The following is a 21,209-nucleotide window of genomic DNA, read 5'->3' as shown; positions in this document are numbered from 1 at the left end:
CTTTCCGTCAGTACGAATAGAGCGGCCGCGTGGGCATTCGGCCGGATTTTCTGAAAACGCAGGAGTCGTAGGCCGCAGAAGGATCGCCCTGCACATAGGCCCCGACATTGAGCTCGACCTTCATGTTCGAGCGGAAGCCGTCACTGGTCACCCCCATACCCGCCTCGCCCGAGATGGGCGGTTTGGGCGCGAACTGGGCGTAGCACTGGCGCTCTGCCTGCTCGACCGGAATAGGGCCGCAGGCGGCAAGGCCAAGCCCTGCCGCGAGAAGCCCATATGCCGGTGCGTGACGCATCAGTAGACCCGCTTCTTCGGCGCGATCTTCTTGATCTCGATCCCGCCCTGATCCTCGGGGGTCAGCGGGTCCATGTGGACCGGGCGGAAGGTCAGATCGACGTTCGCGCCTTCGACATGCATGATCGAGTGCTTGCGCCATTCGGTGTCGTCGCGATCGGGATAGTCCTCGTGGGCGTGCGCCCCGCGGCTTTCCTTGCGCGCCTCGGCCCCGACGATGGTCGCCAGCGCGTTCGGCATCAGGTTCTCGAGTTCCAGCGTTTCCATCAGGTCCGAGTTCCAGATCAGCGAACGGTCGGTGACCTTGAGATCGTCGAGCTTGGCGGCGACCGCCTTCATCTTCTCGACACCTTCGGCCAGCGTCTTGTCGGTGCGGAACACCGCCGCATCCGCCTGCATCGTGCGCTGCATCTCGTCGCGCAGTTGAGCCGTCGGCGTGCCGCCATCGGCGTAGCGCACCTTGTCGAAGCGCTCGAAGATCGCGTCGATCTTGGCTTTCGGGATGACCGGGTTGGACGCATCCGCGTCGACGACCTTGCCAGCGCGGATCGCAGCGGCACGGCCGAAGACCACGAGGTCGATCAGCGAGTTGGAGCCCAGACGGTTCGCACCGTGCACAGACGCCGAACCCGCCTCGCCCACGGCCATCAGGCCGGGCACGATCGCATCGGGGTCGCCCTCTTTCGGGTTGATGACCTCGCCGTGGTAGTTCGTCGGAATGCCGCCCATGTTGTAGTGAACGGTCGGCAGAACCGGGATCGGCTCTTTCGTGACGTCGACGCCGGCGAAGATCTTCGCCGATTCCGAGATGCCCGGCAGACGCTCGGCCAGGGCTTCCGGCGGAAGGTGGCTGAGGTTGAGGAAGATGTGGTCCTTGTGCTCGCCCACGCCGCGGCCTTCGCGGATCTCCATCGTCATGCAGCGAGACACCACGTCGCGCGACGCCAGATCCTTATAGGTCGGCGCGTAGCGTTCCATGAAGCGCTCGCCTTCGGAGTTGGTCAGGTAACCGCCTTCGCCGCGTGCGCCTTCGGTGATCAGGCAACCCGAGCCGTAGATGCCGGTCGGGTGGAACTGCACGAATTCCATGTCCTGCAGCGCAAGGCCGGCCCGCGCGACCATGCCGCCACCGTCGCCGGTGCAGGTATGGGCCGAGGTGGCCGAGAAATAGGCGCGACCGTAACCGCCGGTCGCCAGAACCACCATCTTCGCGTTGAAGACGTGCATGGTGCCGTCGTCGAGCTTCCAGCAGACGACGCCCTGACACTGCCCGTCATCGGACATGATCAGGTCGATCGCGAAATACTCGATGTAGAACTCTGCGTTGTTCTTGAGCGACTGACCGTAGAGCGTGTGCAGGATCGCGTGACCGGTGCGGTCCGCGGCGGCACAGGTCCGCTGCACGGGCGGGCCTTCACCGTATTCGGTGGTGTGGCCGCCGAAGGGACGCTGGTAGATCTTGCCCTCTTCGGTGCGCGAGAACGGCACACCGTAATGTTCCAGCTCGTAGACGGCCTTGGGGGCGTGACGCGCGAGATATTCCATCGCGTCGTTATCGCCGAGCCAGTCCGAGCCCTTGATCGTGTCGTACATGTGCCACTGCCAGCTGTCCGGGCCCATGTTGCCCAGCGAAGCAGCGATACCGCCCTGTGCGGCGACCGTGTGCGAGCGGGTCGGGAAGACCTTGGTCACGCAGGCGGTGCGCAGGCCCTGTTCGGCCATGCCGAGCGTGGCGCGCAGACCCGAGCCACCGGCGCCGACCACGACCACGTCGTAATTATGCGTTTCGTATTCGTAAGCAGCCATTATCTCGTCCCGTTCAGTTGCCCAGCAGAAGGCCGATGAAGACCATCTTGCCGAGTGCATAGAGTGCGGTCGCCATGATCACGTAAGCCAGCGAATGCATCGCGATCTTGGTCGCCTTTGCGGCGGTGCCGTGGATGTAGTCCTCGATCCAGATCTCGGTGCCCTTCGCGAAGTGGCGCATGCCGACGATCACGACCAGCGCGGTCAGGATGGCCGGAAAGGGCTTCGAGAAGGTCGTGATCACGGTCTGCTGATCGGCGCCGAGCGTGGTGCCGACGATGTAGAGCCAGGTCGGGATCATGAAGGCGAGAGCCACGGCCGAGGCCGACATCCACCAGTGATGCTCGGGGCCGGTGCCCGAGGCGCCCTTGCCCACGGCGCGCTTGCGGTCGGTGAGGTAACGCATGAGGGCCTCCGTCAGAATTGGATGATGATGAGGGTCAGCACGGTCAGCACGACCGAACCGATGGTGCAGATCCAGCCGAGCATCTCGGCGGATTTGATGTCCATGTATTTACCCGCATCGAAGATGAGGTGCCGGATGCCGGCGAGGTAGTGATACCAAACGCCCAGCAACGACAGGGTGAAGACGAGATCGCCGAACCACGAGGTCGCGATCGCGTTCACGAAGTTGAAGTAGTCGGGGCTGGTCGCGGCGGCGAGAAGCCACCAGACGAGCAGCAGCACGCCGACGATGATGCCGTTGCCGGTGATCCGCGTCATGATCGACGAGAAAGACGTCATCTGCGGGCGGTAAATTTGAAGGTGCGGGGAAAGCGGACGCTCAACCTGTTTCGCTTCAGCCATGATCGGTCCCTTTTCGCTGGGCTCGGCGCTCTCGTCGGCCTCTGGAAGAGGCACGCGCTGGCGCGGAGCTGGCCGGAATTGGCTCTTTTACTAGCGCAAAATTCTCCCAAGTCACGGGGGGCAAGCTTGAAAACCTGTCATTTGCGCATAAAGAACGGCGAAAAATTCGCTTTGTGATCACATAAATTCTGTGCGTGATCACATGTTAACGCTCGCGGGCGCTCTGCCCCCGCGAGTGAGTCTCTCGAGCCGGGATCAGATCGGCATCAGTGCCCAGTAGTCGAGATCGAGCAGGACCTCGGGCAGGTATTTGCCGTCTTCTCCCTTATAGGCGAACTCGGGCGCGCCCTGCTTCACGGCGACCAGACGCAGACGGATCGCGCCCACGCCGGGCGCGCCGGTCTCGGCCTTGTCGAGCACTTCCGACCATGCCTTCACCGTGTCGCCCGAGAAGCAGGGATTGGCATGCGCCCCGCCATTGAGCGCCACGATCATCTGTGCGTTAGCCAAGCCGTTGAACGACAGCGCCCGCGCCATCGAGATCACGTGCCCGCCATAGATCAGGCGCTGGCCGTCCTCGCGGAAGGTCGCGTCGAAATGCACCTTGGCGGTGTTCTGCCACAGGCGCGTGGCGATCATGTGCTCGGCTTCCTCGATGGTGACGCCGTCCACATGGTCGATCTTCTCGCCGATCTCGTAATCGCCCCAGCGATGCGGCTCGCCCGCCAGATCGAAATCGTAATCGTCGAAGTTCAGCCCATCGGGAATCACCAAGTCCGCAGGCGCCACGACCGATGCCAGATCGGGCAACACGGTCTCGGGCGCAGGCGCATCCAGATCGCCTTTGCGCACCATCACCCAGCGGACATATTCCAGCACGGTCTCGCCCACCTGGTTCAGCCCGCGGGTGCGGACATAGACCACGCCCGACTTACCGTTGGAGTTCTGCTTGACCCCGATCACCTCGGATTCCGAGCGCAGCGTGTCGCCGGGATAGACCGGCTTCAGCCAACGCCCTTCCGCATAGCCAAGATTGGCCACCGCATTGAGCGAGACATCCGGCACGGTCTTGCCGAACACCACGTGGAAGGCGATCAGATCGTCGATCGGCGAGCCCTCCAATCCGCAGGCCGCCGCGAATTCGTCCGAGGAATAGAGCGCATGGCGCGCAGGATAGAGCGCGTGATAGAGCGCGCGCTCCCCTTCCGCCACGGTGCGCGGGACGGCGTGACGGATCACGTCGCCCAGCTTGTAATCCTCGAAGAAACGGCCCGGATTGGTCTTGCCCATCATTGCTCTCCCAGCTTCATGTCGGGGTGATACTCCCCCTCGATCTCTTTGGTCACGGCCTGCGCACAGCGCATCACACCCTTCGCCTGATCGAAGGCATATTGCGGATCGCCATGCAGCGCCCAGCCTTTCGAGAGCGCGAGGCTCACTTTGTGGCAAAAGGCCGAGGTGTCGTCCTCGGTCAGAAGGCGGTAGATCTGCATATCAGGCTCCGAACGGGTTGTAGCCGAACCAAATGTGGATCGAGGCGATCAGGCCGTAGAGGACCAGCGTGCCGACGATCCCGCCGATTTCCTTGCCCATCTTCACCTCGGGCGTGACCTTGGCGGGCTTCGACGCCTTGTTGATCAGGATGACCTCGACCACCGCCCAAGCCAGCAGGCCGCCGAACAGGATGATCCCCGGCAGGGTCGGATTGACCAGCAGGTGCGCCAAGGCCCAGGTCTTCACGCCGGTCAGCTGCGGGTGACGGATCTTGCCGCTGAGCCAGAGCTTCATGCCCGAAACCGCGAACAGGTAGACCGCGAAGATCATCAGCAGGTTGTTGATCCCCTTGAGCGCCGCGTTCGGCGTCCAGAGGTAGAAGACCGGATCGCTGGCGCGCCAGCCGACGAACATCAGAACGAGGCTGATCAGGACGAGGGCTGCGACCATCGGACGCTCGGCCCCTTTGAGCGCGCGCCGGAAGCCCGGAAAGATCCGTTTTGCCAGATGTGCGAGCGACCAGATCAGGACGCCGAGGATGAGTAGTGCCATTGCGATTGCCTCTTAGCTGCCAAGCGCGGCAATCGCCTCCGCCTTGGCGAGGACTTGCCGCGCGGTGACGATATGCAGATTCTCGACGATCTTACCATCCACGACCGCAACCCCCTGCCCGGCCTTCTCGGCTTCCTCGAAGGCAGCGATCTGGCGTTGGGCGAGATCGATCTCGGCTTCCGAGGGCGCGAAGGCGGCATTACAGACCGCAAGCTGCGCCGGGTGGATCAGCGTCTTGCCGTCGAAGCCCATGTCGCGGCCCTGATCGCATTCGAGTTTGAGCCCCTCGTCATCCTTGAAGGCATTATAGACGCCATCGACGATGATCTTGCCATGCGCTTTCGCCGCCAGCAGGCACAGGCCCAGCCCCGGCAGCATCGGCAGACGGTCGGCGCGGAAACGGCTGCCCAATTCCTTCGCGAGGTCGTTGGTGCCCATCACCATGCCTTCGAGCCGCGGATAGGCCGCGATCTCGCCCGCGTTGAGCATCCCCAGCGCGGTCTCCATCATCGCCCAAAGCGGCACGCCCTGAATGAGATCGGCCACCGCGATAAGATCGGCGGGGGTGGAGACTTTCGGGATCAAGATCGCATCGACCTTGGCGCCGTTACGGATCGCGTCGGCGAAGGCCAGCACGTCCTCGCGACCCCATTCGGTGTCGAGCCCGTTGATCCGCACGATCTTCATGCGCGGACCGTAATCGGCCTCGGTCAGCGTCTTCGCGAGCAGCGCGCGCGCATTGGCCTTCTCGTCGATCGCCACGGCGTCTTCGAGATCGAAGATGATCGCGTCACAGGCAAGCCCGGTGGCCTTCTCCAGCGCACGCTCTTTCGAGCCGGGAATGTAGAGCACGGAACGGGTCGGGCGGGCCATTTGATTCTCCATCTCGCAATTTTCTTTCGCCAAATCGCACGAATGGGACAGAATCGGCAAGCCCCGATTTGCCGCAACGCAGAAAAATCACAGCGCTCAGCGATACGGGGTCGCGACGTAAAGCTTTCTTGACAGCTGACCGGTCACTCTTTGATGATGACCTCAGAGGGATCAAAATGCTGAACAAAACTTATGTGCTAACGCTCGGCCTGGCCGCAGCGATCGGCTTCGCACAGGCTTCTTTCGGAGAGACGCAGGACCCGTCTGATCCGTCGCGCGCCTGTGGCAAGCGAGACGAGATCGTGGCCAATCTCGAAGCGAAATATCACGAGAGCCGCCGCATGGTGGCGCTCTCCTCGAATAATTCCGTGCTGGAGATTTTCGCAGCCGAGGCGGGCAACTGGACGATCATCGTCACACCGGCGGATGGCGTGAGTTGCCTGATCGCCTCGGGCGAAGCGTTCGAGGAGCTCGACGGGACGCTCAAGGGAAAGGACGCGGCGCTCTAGGGGCCGCCCTCACCCGGTGATCGCTTGCTGGATCAGCTTCAGCGAGATCAGCAGAAGCGCCCAAATCACCACCTTGAAGAAAATCTCCGTGGGCATCCGCTTCACAAGCCAGACACCAAGGAACACCGAGGCCGAGGCGGGGATCGCAAGGATCAGCGCGGTGCCGAGGCTGTCAAAGTTCACCTCGCCCAGCGCGATGAAGGGACCGAGCTTCGCGAGGTTTACATAGGAGAAGAGCACCGTCGCCGTGCCCGCGAAGACCTGTTTCGGCAAGTTCAGCGGGATCGTGTAAGCTTGAAACGGCGGCGCGCCCGAATGGCTAACGAAGCTGGTGAACCCCGCGATGGTGCCCCAGAACAGGCCCGGCGCGACTTTCGCCTCCTGTCGCGCGCCATGCCGATGCCGTAACAGCGCGTTCAATGCGAAGACCGCACCGATCACGCCGACCATCAGCGTGACCCACCGCTCGGACACGACCTCGGCGGTGGCCCAGCCGATGCCGATCCCGAGCGTCGTGGCCGGGATCATGATCGCGAGCACGCGCTTGTCGAATTCCTTGCGATAGGCCCAGAGGCCGAACATGTCCGCGATGATATAGACGGGCAGCAAGAGGCCCGCCGCTGCCACCGGAGGCATGACGATCGTCAGGATCGGGACCGAGAGCGAGGCCGCCATCGGAATACCGCCTTTCGACAGCCCCACCATCACCGCCGCGAACAGCGCAAGCGCCCAACCGAGCAGGCTCAACTCCATTCCTGTGCTCCCTTCCCTGCGGGTCACAGAATCGCTCTGCCCCGTCTTGCCCTCTTGCTTGCACGGCACGTGACGAAACGGAACCGTGGGCGGACGCGCGCGGACAGTTTCGGCATACGAGTGCATACAAACAGTGTCGCCGCAGCGCAGCGCCCTTGCCCTTTGCGAGCCAAAGAGCTACTCCACCTGCGATCTATTTTCCAATCCATCCACCCGGAGGACCAAATGGCCAGACCCAAGATCGCCCTTATCGGCGCCGGCCAGATCGGCGGCACGCTCGCCCATCTCGCCGCCATCAAGGAACTCGGTGACGTCGTTCTGTTCGATATCGCCGAAGGCACGCCGCAGGGCAAAGCGCTCGACATCGCGGAATCGGGCCCGTCCGAGGGCTTCGACGGCTCCTTCAAGGGGACCAACGATTACGCCGGTATCGCGGGCGCGGATGTCTGCATCGTGACGGCTGGCGTTCCGCGCAAGCCGGGCATGAGCCGCGATGATCTGCTGGGCATCAACCTCAAGGTCATGAAATCGGTCGGCGAAGGCATCGCAGCCCACGCACCGGACGCTTTCGTCATCTGCATCACCAACCCGCTCGACGCGATGGTCTGGGCGCTGCAGCAATTCTCCGGCCTGCCGGCCGAGAAAGTCGTCGGCATGGCGGGCGTTCTGGACTCGGCTCGCTTCCGTCACTTCCTGTCGCTGGAATTCGGCGTCTCGATGCGCGACGTGAACGCCTTCGTGCTCGGCGGCCACGGCGACACGATGGTGCCGCTCGCACGCTACTCGACCGTTGGCGGCATCCCGCTGCCCGACCTCGTGCAGATGGGCTGGACCACGCAAGAGAAACTCGACGCGATCATCCAGCGCACCCGTGACGGCGGCGCAGAGATCGTGGGCCTGCTGAAGACCGGTTCGGCCTTCTACGCCCCGGCCACCTCGGCGATCGAGATGGCGGAAGCCTATCTGAAAGACCAAAAGCGCGTCCTGCCCTGCGCAGCCTACGTCAAAGGCGCGCTCGGCCTCGACGGTCTCTATGTCGGCGTGCCGACCGTGATCGGCGCCAAGGGCATCGAGAAGGTCATCGACATCAAGCTCAACAAGGACGAGCAGGCGATGTTCGACAAGTCGGTCGACGCGGTCAAAGGCCTCGTCGCCGCCTGCAAGGGCATCGACAGCACGCTCGCTTGATCGAAAGACACGACTGATCCAAACTTGGGGCGCGCCTTTCTCGGCGCGCCCTTTGTTTTGGAGAGTGCCATGTGTTCCGCCCGTCTCGCCCCGTGTCTTGCCGTTCTTCTCGCCCTTTCGCCGATTAGCGCGCACGCGCAGGACGGGCCGGTGACCGCCAAGATCGCGCGAAGCGAGGCGCCTACCGCCGATCCGATCTCGGCGCAGATCGGGGCGGAGGGGATCGCGCCGGTGCTGGCCGGTCTGCAATCGCGGGACGCGCTTTCCCCGAAGGACCGTTTCGCGCTCGGCGGGCTGGAATTCCTCGCAAGTCTTGAAGCGACGATGCGTTGGCAGATGGAAGCGGGCGCTGCCCGTCTCCTGATGCCATTCATCGGCAACGTCCCCGGCGGGCGCGACGCACCGCGCGAAACCTTCACCGCCGATGCGGTCACGCGCCAAAGCGAAGCGCTGATCGCTGGCATGGATCGCGCCAATTCCGCGCTCGACGGGCTGGCCGCTGGGCCGGAATTCGGTCTTGCGATCGACCTGAACGATCTCTGGTTTGACCTGAATGGCAATGGCGCGCGTGACGGGGGCGAAGACGCGGTGACGCTGTTGCGTGGCGCTTTCATGCCCCGCGCACCCGAAGCCGCCCCAGGCGCCTCGCGGATCGTGCGCTTCGACAATGCGGATGCGGCCTGGCTTTCGGCCTATACGCATCTGATCTCGGGCGTGGGCGAACTGACCCTCGCCTTCGATCCTGAACCGGCCATCGCCCGCGTGATGGACACCTATGCGAAACTCGTGGAAGCGCGCGACAGGGCGACGGGCACCGGGCAAGTCACGTCGCTGGACGGGATGATGATGTTCAGCTTCATCGACCCGGCGGCGGCGGTGCTCGACATGCTCCACCAGCAACCCGATCCGACGCGCACCCGTGCCGCGCGCGACCATTGGCTTGCGATGATCGCGCAGAACCGGCAGTTCTGGGAACTGGCCGAGGCCGAGACCGACAATCAGGCGGAATGGATCCCGAGCGACGCGCAGGATCAGGCGCTTGGCGTCGAATTTCCCGACGGTCTGGGCGAGACGTGGCGTGCGGTGCTGAGCGATGGCGAAGCGCTGCTGACGAGCGAGAAGTCCTTCCCCTTCTGGCGCGTGCCGGTCGGGGTCGATCTGGGGGCGTGGCTGGAAAATCCCGCGCCGCTGCCGCTGACCGGGGTGGTTCAGGGCTGGGCGCTCGATCCCTATTTCACCGACACGCCGATGCTGACGCCCGAGAACTGGACGCGTTTTTCGCGATTGGTCGGGCGGCGGACCGGCATGATGATGTTCACGCTGAACTGACGAGCGGCTCCGGGTCGAAACCGAATTCCTCGCGCAGCCGCGCGATTAGCTCGGCCTCGTGGAGGAGCAGCGCGCGATCGAAGGCGGCGGGCGACAGATCGACCTTGTCGCCGAAGAGCGCGCGGGTTTCGTCCGCGATCTTCACGTCTGGCCGGATCAGCAGCTCATGGGCTTCCAGCTCATCGGCCTCGTAATCTTGCATCCCCTGCACCTCCCACCACAGCTTTTTCAGCTCGGCGGGATCGGCGGCGCGCTCGGCAGCCCCGGCGAATTGCGCCTTGCGGGACCCGACATAGGGCACGGGCTGCCCCTGCACCTTCGTCGTGGCGCGGCGCAGCATCTTGAGGAGGAAGTGCAACGGCGTCAGACCGTCGAAATGCATCAGCCGACCGTTATAGCTGGGCCGATAGGGCAGATCGTTTTCCTTGCTGTCCCAGTCTTTGAGCGGGAAATGCACCCCGATCGCGTAGCCGCGCCCAGCCCGCACGACAGGTTTTCCGGCGACATGACCCGCGAGACCCTTCTTAAGAAAGCGCGACCGGAAGCCGTAGAACATCAGCCCGTCGTCCTGAAACCCGTCCCAACGCCGCCGGAACACACCGCCGAAAATATCTGCGCCCGGAGTGCGGTCGAGATAGCAGCGCTCATCGACCTCCAGCCGCAGCCACGCTTTCTGCTCCCCCGTCTTCGCCAGCTCCCATTCGAGCGGGCGCGCGAGGCTCACGAATTCATCCGCGTCGCAATGGATCAGCCAATCGAGCTGTGTTTCGGCCAGCGCACGGGTCGCATTGTATTTCTGGCGACCCTGATGGCGCGCGGGGCGTTTCTTGCGCCAGCTTCGCGCCCAGCCGTCATCGCCGGAATGGTGAATGAACGCGCCGTCGACCGGGGCGAGCAGCGCCTCGGCTTCGGGGTTCGGGCGGTCGAAAAAGACGTGGACCTCGCTCGCGCCGATCGCCAGGTGATGCGCGACATAGGCGGCCACCAGCGCTGCGGGTTCGTCCACCGTCGCCACCACGCCCCAGCGCGGCATATCTTGCCCTTGCGTCATCTAAATCCGATTCCTGCCGATGCCCTCTGCGCAGATAGGTTCAATTAACCGAGTCGTGCCAGTGCTCCCATGCCACAGCGCAGCATTTTCCGATTTGTGATCACACCTTTCCGCGCTGTGATCACGTAAGTCGCTTTTTCCGGGCGAGTGGGGCAGATTGTCGCGATTTCGGTTTGTACGCCCCGCTTAACAGCCTAGAACCCCCTCAAATCGCACCAGCATGGGGTATCCAAGGATGAATATCCACGAATATCAGGCCAAACAGCTTCTCAAGAGCTATGGCGCACCGGTCTCGGACGGCCGTGTCGTCCTCAAGGCCGAAGAAGCGAAGACCGCAGCCAGCGAACTCGATGGTCCGCTCTGGGTCGTCAAGGCGCAGATCCACGCAGGTGGTCGCGGCAAGGGCCACTTCAAGGAAGCCGAAGCCGGCGAAAAGGGCGGTGTCCGCCTCGCCAAATCGGTCGAAGAGGCTGAAACGCTCGCCAAGCAGATGCTCGGCAAGACGCTCGTGACGCACCAGACCGGCCCGGCGGGCAAGCAGGTCAACCGCATCTACATCGAAGACGGTTCGGACATCGAGCGCGAACTGTATCTCGCTCTGCTCGTCGACCGCGTGACCTCGCGCGTCTCGATCGTTGCCTCCACTGAAGGCGGCATGGACATCGAGGAAGTCGCGGCGAACACGCCCGAGAAAATCCTCAGCTTCTCGATCGACCCGGCCACCGGCTACCAGCCGTTCCACGGTCGCCGCGTCGCCTTCTCGCTCGGCCTCGAAGGCCCGCAGGTGAAGCAGATGGTCGGTCTTCTCGGCAAGCTCTACCAAGCCTTCGTCGAGAAGGACATGGAGATGCTCGAGATCAACCCGCTGATCGTCATGACCGACGGCAACCTCAAGGTTCTCGACGCCAAGCTCGGCTTCGACGGGAACGCCGTCTACCGTCACTCGGACATCGCCGCGCTGCGCGACGAGACCGAGGAAGACAGCAAAGAGCTCGAAGCGTCGAAATACGACCTCAACTACATCGCGCTCGACGGTGAGATCGGCTGCATGGTGAACGGCGCTGGCCTCGCAATGGCCACGATGGACATCATCAAGCTCTACGGCGCCGAGCCCGCGAACTTCCTCGACGTTGGCGGTGGCGCCACGAAAGAGAAAGTGACCGAAGCGTTCAAGATCATCACCTCGGACAAGAACGTCAAAGGGATCCTCGTGAATATCTTCGGCGGCATCATGCGCTGCGACATCATCGCCGAAGGCGTGATCGCTGCGGTGAAGGAAGTCGGCCTCGAAGTGCCGCTGGTCGTCCGCCTCGAGGGCACCAACGTCGAAAAAGGCAAGGAAATCATCGCGAATTCCGGCCTGAACGTCATCGCCGCCGACAACCTGTCGGATGGCGCAGAAAAAATCGTCAAAGCGGTGAAAGGCTAAGAATCATGGCAGTTCTCGTCAACGAAAACACCAAGGTCATCTGCCAGGGCTTCACCGGCTCGCAGGGCACCTTCCACTCCGAGCAGGCAATCGCGTACGGCACCAAGATGGTCGGCGGCGTGACCCCCGGCAAAGGCGGCCAAGAGCATCTCGGCCTGCCGGTCTTCAACTCGGTCCACGAAGCGAAAGCCAAGACCGAAGCGAATGCCTCGGTGATCTACGTTCCGCCGCCCTTCGCGGCTGACTCGATCCTCGAAGCGATTGATGCGGAAATGGAACTGATCGTCTGCATCACCGAGGGGATCCCGGTCCTCGACATGATGAAGGTCAAGCGCGCGCTGATCGACTCCAAGTCGCGTCTGATCGGGCCGAACTGCCCCGGCGTCATCACGCCGGACGCCTGCAAGATCGGCATCATGCCCGGCCACATCCACAAGCGTGGCTCGGTCGGCGTCGTGTCGCGCTCGGGCACGCTGACCTATGAGGCGGTCAAGCAGACCACCGATATGGGTCTGGGCCAGTCCTCGGCCGTCGGCATCGGCGGTGACCCGATCAAGGGCACCGAGCATATCGACGTGCTCGACATGTTCCTCGACGATCCGGAAACGGAATCGATCATCATGATCGGTGAGATCGGTGGTTCGGCGGAAGAAGAAGCCGCGGAATTCCTCGCCGAGCAGAAGAAAAAAGGCCGCTGGAAGCCGACCGCTGGCTTCATCGCCGGCCGCACGGCCCCTCCCGGCCGCCGCATGGGCCACGCCGGCGCGATCGTCGCAGGCGGCAAAGGTGATGCGGAATCCAAGATCGAGGCCATGAAGTCGGCCGGTATCGTCGTCGCTGACAGCCCCGCTACGCTGGGCGAAGCGGTGATGAAAGCGATCAAGGGCGAATAAGCTCTCTCGAAACTGGCAGGGTCGCGGCGCACGCGGCCCTGCATCCCGACCAAGGAAAGGACCGGACCCATGTCGCTGCGGATCGCACGGCGCGCCTCCCTCCCCGTTTCGGGGACGGTCGCATGCGCCCTGCTTGAAAGCAGCGACGGGGGCCGGTCTTTTTCTGCGGCTGAGCGCGTCGCGAGCGATGCATGGCTCGCCTCCGAACGCACCGGAAATTCCGCCCCTCGCGGGCTCGTTCCGGTCGCGGCCATCCGCTCATCGGCCGCAATGCAGTCCGCGCGCATCCCTGCCCTGCATGGAAGTCCTGACATCAGCACCTACATCATTGACCCAGAAGGCAATATGCCCGGGACGACTGGTGCCGGTTTCGGAGTATCCGTGATGGCCCCGCGCGCGAAGGAAAGGACCCTACATCATGTCCCGTTCCACCCCCGTATCCGTCGCGAGAGCCTCTGCGCGCCGCGCGACCCCGCCACCACGCGCGCCCAGCGTTTAACCAACCGTTCAATGGGCCGCTGATAAACGTTCGAGTTCCACAGATCCCTGTTTCACCGACCGAAGGTGAGGAAAATGACCGACCAATCCCCCAACGACCAGTTCAATGCCTCGCAGTTCCTGCAAGGCGCGAATGCCGAATATGTCGAGCAGCTCTACGCCAAGTTCGCCGAAGACCCGTCTTCGGTCGATACCGCATGGGCTGCCTTCTTCGCCTCGCTCGGTGATCCCGATCAGGACGTGAAGAAATCCGCCGAAGGCGCAAGCTGGGAGCGTCGCGACTGGCCGCCGGTGGCCGCCGACGACCTGACCGCCGCGCTGACCGGCGAATGGCCCGCCGCCCCTGCCGAGGGCAAGGCCGCTGGCGACAAGATCAAGAAGAAGGCCGCCGAGGCTGGCGTTCCGGTCGATGAGGCCGCGGTCAAACGCGCCGTGCTGGATTCGATCCGCGCGCTGATGATCATCCGCGCCTACCGTATCCGTGGCCACCTCGCCGCCGATCTCGACCCGCTGAACATGCGCGACACCGGCCAGCATCCGGAGCTCGATCCGAAGAGCTACGGCTTCACCGATGCCGACATGGATCGCCCGATCTTCATCGACAACGTGCTCGGCCTCGAGATCGCCTCGATGCGCCAGATCATGGATATCGTGAAGCGCACCTATTGCGGCACCTTCGCGCTGCAATACATGCACATCTCCGATCCCGAGCAATCGGCCTGGCTGAAAGAGCGCATCGAAGGCTACGGCAAGGAAATCACCTTCACCAAGACCGGTCGCCGCGCGATCCTCAACAAGCTCGTCGAGGCGGAAGGGTTCGAGAAGTTCCTGCACGTCAAATACATGGGCACCAAGCGGTTCGGCCTCGACGGTGGCGAAGCGCTGATCCCCGCGATGGAGCAGATCATCAAGCGGGGCGGTCAGCTCGGCCTGCAAGAGGTCGTGGTCGGCATGCCCCACCGCGGTCGCCTCTCGGTCCTCGCCAACGTGCTGCAAAAGCCCTACCGCGCGATCTTCCACGAATTCCAGGGCGGCTCGTTCAAGCCCGAGGACGTGGACGGCTCCGGCGATGTGAAATACCACCTCGGCGCGTCCGCCGACCGCGAGTTCGACGGCAACAAGGTCCACCTGTCGCTGACCGCGAACCCCTCGCACCTCGAGGCGGTGAACCCGGTCGCACTCGGCAAGGTCCGCGCCAAGCAAGATCAGCTGGCCGACCGTTCGGACCGCTCCAAGGTCGTCTCGGTGCTGCTGCACGGTGACGCGGCCTTCGCCGGTCAGGGCGTCGTGGCCGAGTGCTTCCAGCTCTCGGGCATTCGCGGCCACCGTACGGGCGGCACGATCCACCTCGTCGTGAACAACCAGATCGGCTTCACGACCGCGCCGCACTTCTCGCGCACCTCGCCCTACCCGACCGATCTCGCGCTGATGGTGGAAGCCCCGATCTTCCACGTGAACGGCGACGATCCGGAAGCCGTCGTGCACGCAGCCCGCGTCGCGACCGAGTTCCGCCAGAAGTTCCACAAGGACGTGGTCATCGACATCTTCTGCTACCGCCGCTTCGGTCACAACGAAGGCGACGAGCCGATGTTCACCAACCCGGTGATGTACAAGTCGATCAAGACCCACAAAACCACGCTGCAGCTCTACACCGAGCGTCTCGTTGCGGACGGCCTGATCCCCGAGGGCGAGATCGAGGATATGAAAGCCTCGTTCCAGTCGCATCTCAACGAGGAGTTCGAGGCCGGCAAGGTCTTCAAGCCGAACAAGGCGGACTGGCTCGACGGTCGCTGGTCCGGCATGGAGCAGGAAAAGAGCGAATACGAGCGCGGCACCACCGCGATCGCGCCCGAGACCTTCGAAGAGGTCGGCAAGGCGCTCGTGACCGCGCCCGAGAAATTCGCGCTGCACAAGACGGTCGGGCGTCTGCTCGACAACAAGAAGCAGATGCTCGAGACCGGCAAGGGCTTCGACTGGGCGACCGCCGAGGCACTGGCCTTCGGCTCGCTTCTGACCGAGGGCTACCCGGTCCGCCTGTCGGGTCAGGATGCCACCCGCGGCACCTTCTCGCAGCGCCACTCGGCGCTGGTCAATCAGGACAACGAAGACCGCTACTACCCGCTGAACAACATCCGCGAGGGTCAGGCCCGCTACGAGGTGATCGACTCGATGCTCAGCGAATACGCGGTGCTCGGGTTCGAATATGGCTACTCGCTGGCGGAACCGAAGGCGCTGACGCTCTGGGAAGCGCAGTTCGGCGATTTCGCCAACGGCGCGCAGATCATGTTCGACCAGTTCATCAACTCGGGCGAACGGAAATGGCTGCGTATGTCGGGCCTCGTCTGCCTGCTGCCGCACGGTTTCGAAGGTCAGGGCCCCGAGCACAGCTCGGCCCGTCTGGAGCGTTTCCTGCAGCTGTCGGCGGAAGATAACTGGATCGTCGCGAACTGCACGACGCCGGCGAACTACTTCCACATCCTGCGCCGCCAGATCCACCGCGACTTCCGCAAGCCGCTGATCCTGATGACGCCGAAATCGCTTCTGCGTCACCCCAAGGCGGTCTCGACCACGGAAGACTTCACCACCGGGTCCAGCTTCCACCGCGTGCTGTGGGACGACGCCCAGCACGGCAATTCGGATCTGGAGCTGAAGTCCGACGACAAGATCAAGCGCGTCGTTATGTGCTCGGGCAAGGTCTATTACGACCTGCTCGCACAGCGCGACGAACGCGGGCTGGACGATGTCTACCTGCTGCGTCTGGAACAGTTCTACCCGTTCCCCGCGCAGGCGGTCACCAAAGAGCTGACCCGCTTCAAGAATGCCGAGATCGTCTGGTGCCAAGAGGAGCCGAAAAACCAAGGCGCTTGGTTCTTCGTCGAGCCCTATATCGAATGGGTCCTCGCCAAGATCGACGCGAAACATGCCCGTGCGCGCTATGCAGGCCGTGCAGCTTCCGCCTCGCCCGCGACGGGTCTGGCAAGCCGCCACAAGGCCGAGCAGGACGCGCTCGTCAACGATGCACTGGAGGGTTGAATAGATGTCCACTGAAGTCCGCGTTCCCACGCTCGGCGAGAGCGTCACGGAAGCTACCGTCGCCACCTGGTTCAAGAAGCCCGGCGACACGGTGGCCGCCGATGAGATGCTCTGCGAGCTCGAAACCGACAAGGTGACCGTCGAAGTGCCGAGCCCTGCGGCCGGCACGCTCGGCGAGATCGTGGCCGCCGAGGGCGAGACCGTCGGCGTCGATGCGCTGCTCGCGACGATCGAAGAGGCTGGCGCCAGCCCCGCGCCGAAGAAAGATGACAAACCGGCGGAAAAACCCGCCCAACAGCCCCAATCGAACGAGGGAAAAATGACCGACGTGATGGTGCCCAGCCTTGGTGAATCGGTCACCGAGGCAACTGTGTCGACGTGGTTCAAGAAGGTCGGCGACACGGTCGCGGCCGACGAGATGCTCTGCGAGCTGGAAACCGACAAGGTCTCCGTCGAAGTGCCGTCTCCCGCGGCTGGCGTTCTCAAGGAGATCGTCGCCGAAGAAGGCGCGACCGTCGATGCCTCGGCCAAGCTCGCCGTGATCGCCGAAGGCGAAAGCGGTGGCGCCTCCGCCAGCGCCCCCGCGAAGGAAGAGGCCAAATCCGAAGCCCCCGCCGCCAGCGGCAAGGGCGGCAAGGATGTCGAGGATGCGCCCTCCGCCAAAAAGCTGATGGCCGAGAAGGGCATCGACCCGGCCTCCGTTCAGGGTTCGGGCAAGGATGGCCGGATCATGAAGGAAGACGTGGCCAAGGCCGAAAGCGCGCCGAAGCAGGCGTCGGTTTCCGTCGCCTCGACGCCCTCGCAGGCGCCGCGCGGCCCGGTCAACGCCGATGACGCATCGCGCGAAGAGCGCGTGAAGATGACCCGCCTGCGTGCGACCATCGCCAAACGCCTCAAGGACTCGCAGAACACCGCCGCGATGCTGACCACCTATAACGAGGTGGACATGTCGGGCGTGATGAACCTGCGCAACGAGTACAAGGACCTGTTCAACAAGAAGCACGGCGTGAAGCTCGGCTTCATGTCCTTCTTCGTGAAGGCCTGCTGCCACGCGCTCAAAGAGGTCCCGGAAGTCAACGCCGAGATCGACGGCAACGAGGTCGTCTACAAGAACTACGTCCACATGGGCGTGGCCGTGGGCACCCCGAACGGCCTCGTCGTGCCGGTCGTGCGCGATGCCGATCAGATGAGCTTCGCTTCGATCGAGAAGACGATCGCCGAGATGGGCACCCGCGCCCGTGACGGCAAGCTCTCGATGGCCGAGATGCAGGGCGGTTCGTTCACCATCTCGAACGGCGGCGTCTATGGCTCGCTGATGTCCTCGCCGATCCTCAACCCGCCGCAATCGGGTATCCTCGGCATGCACAAGATCCAGGAACGTCCGATGGTCGAGAACGGCCAGATCGTCATCAAGCCGATGATGTATCTCGCACTGAGCTACGACCACCGCATCGTCGACGGCAAAGGCGCCGTGACCTTCCTCGTGCGCGTCAAGGAAGCGCTGGAAGACCCGCGCCGTCTGCTGATGGATCTGTAAGCGACTTAGGACGAAGGCGGCGGCCCCGCCCCTTCGCTCTTGCCAAATATCCTCGGGGGGTCCGGGGGGCAGACAGCCCTCCGGTCCGCCCTCTCCGCCGGGAGCGACCGAATGACCCCCGAACTCACCGTCCTGATCCTCGCCGTTCTGCTCCATCTGGGGCTGATGGTCGGCTATTCGATCAAGGCCAATACCGAGCTGGGCCCGCGCTACCCGCTCTCCCCGCGCGACAAGACGCCGCCGCAGATCTCGACCCTGCTTGGCCGGCTGCAACGCGCGATGAACAACTCCTTCGAGGGGCTGATCCTCTTCGCCCCCGTCGCGCTGGTCGTGGGGCTCACCGGGCAGACGACCGCGCTGACCACCGCGCTGGCCTGGATCTTCCTCGCAGCGCGCATCCTCTACATTCCCGCCTACCTGCAAGGCTGGGTGCCGTGGCGCTCCTATATCTGGAGCGTTTCGTTTTTCGCAATTCTGGCGCTGGCGATTGCCGCGCTGATCTGACCTCCCGGCGCGAGGCCTCCCTCGCGCCCCAACCCAAGGAGCAAGAACAATGGCTGACTATGATGTGATCGTGATCGGCGGCGGCCCGGGCGGCTATGTCTGCGCCATCCGCTGCGCCCAGCTGGGCCTGAAAACCGCCTGTGTCGAAGGCCGCGACAGCCTCGGCGGCACCTGCCTCAATGTGGGCTGCATCCCCTCCAAGGCGCTGCTGCATGCCACGCATCAGCTGCACGAAGCCGAGCACAACTTCGCCAAGATGGGCCTGAAGGGCAAATCGCCGTCGGTCGACTGGAAGCAGATGCTGACCTACAAGCAGGAAGTCATCGACGGCAACACCAAGGGCATCGAGTTCCTGTTCAAGAAGAACAAGATCGACTGGCTCAAGGGCTGGGGTTCGATTCCGGAAGCCGGCAAGGTGAAAGTGGGCGAGGACGTCCATAACGCCAAGTCGATCGTGATCGCCACCGGCTCCGAGCCCTCCTCGCTGCCGGGCATCGAGATCGACGAGAAAACCGTCGTGACCTCGACCGGCGCGCTGTCGCTCAACAAGATCCCGAAGTCGATGGTCGTCATCGGCGCGGGCGTCATCGGTCTGGAAATGGGCTCGGTCTATGCCCGTCTCGGCGCGGATGTGACCGTCGTGGAATATCTCGACGCGATCACCCCCGGCATGGATGGCGAGGTCTCCAAGAACTTCCAGAAAATCCTGTCCAAGCAGGGCCTGAAATTCGTCATGGGCGCCGCCGTGCAGGGCGTCGACGTGAAGAACGGCAAGGCCACGGTGAACTACCAGCTGCGCAAGGATGAGAGCAACGCCTCGATCGAAGCCGAGACCGTTCTCGTCGCGACCGGCCGCAAGCCCTATACCGATGGTCTGGGCCTTGAAGGCGTGGGCGTCGAGATGCTGCCGCGCGGTCAGGTGAAGACCGACGCGCATTGGCAGACCTCCGCGAAGGGCATCTACGCGATCGGCGATGCGGTCACCGGCCCGATGCTCGCCCACAAGGCCGAGGACGAAGGCATGGCCGTTGCCGAAGTCATCGCGGGCAAGCATGGCCACGTAAACTACGACGTGATCCCGAGCGTGATCTACACCACCCCGGAAGTCGCCTCGGTGGGCCAGACCGAAGAGGCGCTCAAGCAGGACGGTCGCGCCTACAAGGTCGGCAAGTTCTCCTTCATGGGCAATGGCCGCGCCAAGGCGGTGTTCCAGTCGGACGGCTTCGTGAAGCTGATCGCCGACAAGGAAACCGACCGCATCCTCGGCTGCCACATCATCGGCCCCGGCGCGGGCGACCTGATCCACGAGATCTGCGTGGCGATGGAATTCGGTGCCTCGGCGCAGGACGTGGCGCTGACCTGCCACGCCCACCCGACCTTCTCCGAAGCCGTGCGCGAAGCGGCGCTCGCCTGCGGCGACGGCGCGATCCACGCCTGATCGGCCAAGGTCCGAGAGAAATGCGAAAGGGCGCCCCGCGGGGCGCCTTTTTTTGTTTGAGAGCTATCGATGAGATCCGCTGAAGCTCCTCGCCTGTCGCGCGCACTTGCTTAGCCTTCGGGGGCTGCTAACCTTCCCGGGCTTTATCTCATTGCTCCATTTTCCGAATGACCCGCAGATTTTTCGTCAACCTGGCGCTCTCCATCGCGATCGGCCTGCCCGTCGGCTACCTCCTGCGAGACGGCTATGCGCGTACCGTTTACGATCCGGCGCACGCCATGCTCGGCATGTTCGAGGAGCGTTGCCTTCCGATGCTGACAGGCGAAAGCGCCGATATCTCAGGCCTGATCGATGCCCCCATGACGACCGAGCACCATGAATACGTCGATCCGAAAAGCCATCTCTCCCTGCTCGCCGATAAGGGGGCTTGCTCGATTTCGGATAGCTTCGCGCCGCTTGATGATGCGCATGTTCAGAACCTGATCCTGCAGTTGCGCGAAAGGATTCCGAAGCTCGTCGGGCTGCCGGAAAGCGACGACATGGCTCCGGTCGGAGACGTTGCGATTGGATGGATGAAAGGAGAGCGGCTCTCGCCCGAACGGTGGGGCGTCTCAATGATCCAGTTCGGCGCGGGAGGCCTGCGTCTGTCGCTTCACCTACCTCCGAACACTCATCCCTCGCCGTGATCCGCCGCCGCGTCCATCTTGGCGGCGAATTCCCGGCGCAGTTCGCGGCGCAGTTCGGCTGCGCGCCAGCGGTGGCGTTCCTCTGCCGTCTCCGGCTCCAGCTTCGGAACCGCGGCGGGTTTGCCGTCGTCATCCACCGCGACCATGGTGAAATAGCAGCTATTGGTGTGCCGCCGCGTGCCGGCTGTGATGTTCTCGGCCTCGACGCGGATGCCGATCTCCATCGAGGTCCGGCCCGTGTGGTTCACGCTGGCGCGGAAGGTGACCAGCTCGCCCACATTGATCGGCTGCTGAAAGGTCACCTGATCGACCGACAGCGTCACCGCGTAGCGCTGCGAGTAGCGCGAGGCGAGCGAGAACGCGACCCGGTCGAGCCAGTTCAGCAGCGCGCCGCCATGCACCTTGCCGGAGAAATTCGCCTGATCGGGCGTCATCAGCACGGTCATCACGAGGCGCTTGCGGTCCTCGAAGCTCAGCGTTTCGGTCATGTTCTTCCCTCGTTACCTCGCGCCATATGCGCGAATGCGCCGCGCGC

The 21,209-nt window shown here is 63.6% G+C and carries 21 protein-coding genes; 10 read left to right on the top strand and 11 right to left on the bottom strand.

All coding sequences use genetic code 11. The features are described from left to right. Positions 1 to 7: 7 nt before the first annotated feature. The 8 genes from AC2TZ7_RS08155 to AC2TZ7_RS08120 all read right to left on the bottom strand — a co-directional run bounded on the left by AC2TZ7_RS08155 (position 8) and on the right by AC2TZ7_RS08120 (position 5,826). Positions 8 to 295 (bottom strand): hypothetical protein, encoded by a 288-nt coding sequence (locus AC2TZ7_RS08155; RefSeq protein ID WP_078539772.1) that lies wholly within the window; start codon positions 293 to 295, stop codon positions 8 to 10. Next, a complete protein-coding gene (sdhA, locus tag AC2TZ7_RS08150) occupies positions 295 to 2,100 on the bottom strand; it encodes a succinate dehydrogenase flavoprotein subunit (RefSeq protein WP_472157654.1) in 1,806 nt (601 codons plus the stop codon). The genes AC2TZ7_RS08155 and sdhA overlap by 1 nt, the downstream gene beginning before the upstream one ends. Before the next feature lie 13 nt (positions 2,101 to 2,113). After that, positions 2,114 to 2,506 (bottom strand): succinate dehydrogenase, hydrophobic membrane anchor protein, encoded by a 393-nt coding sequence (locus tag AC2TZ7_RS08145; protein WP_075776184.1) that lies wholly within the window; start codon positions 2,504 to 2,506, stop codon positions 2,114 to 2,116. An 11-nt stretch (positions 2,507 to 2,517) separates the two neighbouring features. Then, a complete protein-coding gene (sdhC, locus tag AC2TZ7_RS08140) occupies positions 2,518 to 2,907 on the bottom strand; it encodes a succinate dehydrogenase, cytochrome b556 subunit (RefSeq protein WP_075776227.1) in 390 nt (129 codons plus the stop codon). A 255-nt stretch (positions 2,908 to 3,162) separates the two neighbouring features. Beyond that, entirely contained in the window at positions 3,163 to 4,197 is a 1,035-nt protein-coding gene (locus tag AC2TZ7_RS08135) for a MaoC family dehydratase (RefSeq protein ID WP_489866530.1), read from the bottom strand. After that, a complete protein-coding gene (locus AC2TZ7_RS08130) occupies positions 4,197 to 4,400 on the bottom strand; it encodes a DUF1737 domain-containing protein (RefSeq protein WP_098410303.1) in 204 nt (67 codons plus the stop codon). Before AC2TZ7_RS08130 ends, AC2TZ7_RS08135 begins: the two co-directional genes overlap by 1 nt. 1 nt (position 4,401) lies before the next feature. Beyond that, a complete protein-coding gene (locus AC2TZ7_RS08125; protein ID WP_489866529.1) occupies positions 4,402 to 4,953 on the bottom strand; it encodes an NnrU family protein in 552 nt (183 codons plus the stop codon). Between the two features lie 12 nt (positions 4,954 to 4,965). Beyond that, positions 4,966 to 5,826: an HpcH/HpaI aldolase/citrate lyase family protein gene (locus AC2TZ7_RS08120; protein ID WP_489866528.1), complete on the bottom strand. Its 861-nt coding sequence runs from the start codon at positions 5,824 to 5,826 to the stop codon at positions 4,966 to 4,968. 176 nt (positions 5,827 to 6,002) lie between these two features. Here AC2TZ7_RS08120 and AC2TZ7_RS08115 point away from each other — a divergent pair, with 176 nt between their 5' ends. Next, positions 6,003 to 6,335, top strand: a complete 333-nt coding sequence (locus AC2TZ7_RS08115; RefSeq protein WP_489866527.1) for a hypothetical protein — start codon at positions 6,003 to 6,005, stop codon at positions 6,333 to 6,335. 9 nt (positions 6,336 to 6,344) lie between these two features. On the opposite strand, the gene AC2TZ7_RS08110 is transcribed toward AC2TZ7_RS08115, so the two are convergent. Next, complete coding sequence (locus tag AC2TZ7_RS08110) at positions 6,345 to 7,088, bottom strand: sulfite exporter TauE/SafE family protein (protein WP_489866526.1); 744 nt, start codon at positions 7,086 to 7,088, stop codon at positions 6,345 to 6,347. 225 nt (positions 7,089 to 7,313) lie between these two features. Between AC2TZ7_RS08110 and mdh the strand changes: the two genes are divergently transcribed. Beyond that, positions 7,314 to 8,276 carry a malate dehydrogenase gene (mdh, locus tag AC2TZ7_RS08105; protein ID WP_078539780.1) on the top strand — a complete coding sequence of 321 codons (963 nt, stop codon included), beginning with the start codon at positions 7,314 to 7,316 and terminating at the stop codon, positions 8,274 to 8,276. A gap of 150 nt (positions 8,277 to 8,426) precedes the next feature. Continuing rightward, complete coding sequence (locus AC2TZ7_RS08100; protein WP_489866525.1) at positions 8,427 to 9,605, top strand: hypothetical protein; 1,179 nt, start codon at positions 8,427 to 8,429, stop codon at positions 9,603 to 9,605. Here AC2TZ7_RS08100 and AC2TZ7_RS08095 read toward each other — a convergent pair. Next, complete coding sequence (locus AC2TZ7_RS08095; protein WP_489866524.1) at positions 9,592 to 10,656, bottom strand: glycosyltransferase family protein; 1,065 nt, start codon at positions 10,654 to 10,656, stop codon at positions 9,592 to 9,594. The two genes, AC2TZ7_RS08100 and AC2TZ7_RS08095, sit on opposite strands and share 14 nt — an antisense overlap. A gap of 235 nt (positions 10,657 to 10,891) precedes the next feature. On the opposite strand from AC2TZ7_RS08095, the gene sucC reads away from it, so the two are divergent. From sucC to AC2TZ7_RS08060, 7 genes are all read left to right on the top strand, one after another. After that, positions 10,892 to 12,085, top strand: a complete 1,194-nt coding sequence (gene sucC / locus AC2TZ7_RS08090) for an ADP-forming succinate--CoA ligase subunit beta (RefSeq protein ID WP_489866523.1) — start codon at positions 10,892 to 10,894, stop codon at positions 12,083 to 12,085. 5 nt (positions 12,086 to 12,090) lie between these two features. Continuing rightward, positions 12,091 to 12,978 carry a succinate--CoA ligase subunit alpha gene (gene sucD / locus AC2TZ7_RS08085; protein ID WP_075776193.1) on the top strand — a complete coding sequence of 296 codons (888 nt, stop codon included), beginning with the start codon at positions 12,091 to 12,093 and terminating at the stop codon, positions 12,976 to 12,978. A gap of 573 nt (positions 12,979 to 13,551) precedes the next feature. Beyond that, entirely contained in the window at positions 13,552 to 16,509 is a 2,958-nt protein-coding gene (locus tag AC2TZ7_RS08080; protein ID WP_489866522.1) for a 2-oxoglutarate dehydrogenase E1 component, read from the top strand. Positions 16,510 to 16,513: 4 nt separating this feature from the next. Continuing rightward, the gene (odhB, locus tag AC2TZ7_RS08075) at positions 16,514 to 18,046 is read left to right on the top strand and encodes a 2-oxoglutarate dehydrogenase complex dihydrolipoyllysine-residue succinyltransferase (protein WP_098410295.1); all 1,533 of its coding nucleotides are present in this window, start codon (positions 16,514 to 16,516) and stop codon (positions 18,044 to 18,046) included. Positions 18,047 to 18,157: 111 nt separating this feature from the next. Next, positions 18,158 to 18,550, top strand: a complete 393-nt coding sequence (locus tag AC2TZ7_RS08070) for an MAPEG family protein (RefSeq protein WP_489866521.1) — start codon at positions 18,158 to 18,160, stop codon at positions 18,548 to 18,550. Between the two features lie 49 nt (positions 18,551 to 18,599). Continuing rightward, positions 18,600 to 19,988 carry a dihydrolipoyl dehydrogenase gene (lpdA, locus tag AC2TZ7_RS08065; RefSeq protein WP_078599512.1) on the top strand — a complete coding sequence of 463 codons (1,389 nt, stop codon included), beginning with the start codon at positions 18,600 to 18,602 and terminating at the stop codon, positions 19,986 to 19,988. Between the two features lie 167 nt (positions 19,989 to 20,155). Then, positions 20,156 to 20,674, top strand: coding sequence for a hypothetical protein (locus tag AC2TZ7_RS08060; protein ID WP_489866520.1), 519 nt, complete (start codon positions 20,156 to 20,158; stop codon positions 20,672 to 20,674). Here the strand turns inward: AC2TZ7_RS08060 and AC2TZ7_RS08055 are convergent. Continuing rightward, positions 20,659 to 21,162, bottom strand: coding sequence for an acyl-CoA thioesterase (locus AC2TZ7_RS08055; protein ID WP_489866519.1), 504 nt, complete (start codon positions 21,160 to 21,162; stop codon positions 20,659 to 20,661). The two genes, AC2TZ7_RS08060 and AC2TZ7_RS08055, sit on opposite strands and share 16 nt — an antisense overlap. Positions 21,163 to 21,209: the final 47 nt, after the last annotated feature.

This window comes from Thioclava sp. ISO4 (assembly GCF_058105145.1).
This window is presented reverse-complemented; position numbering and strand designations above follow the sequence as displayed.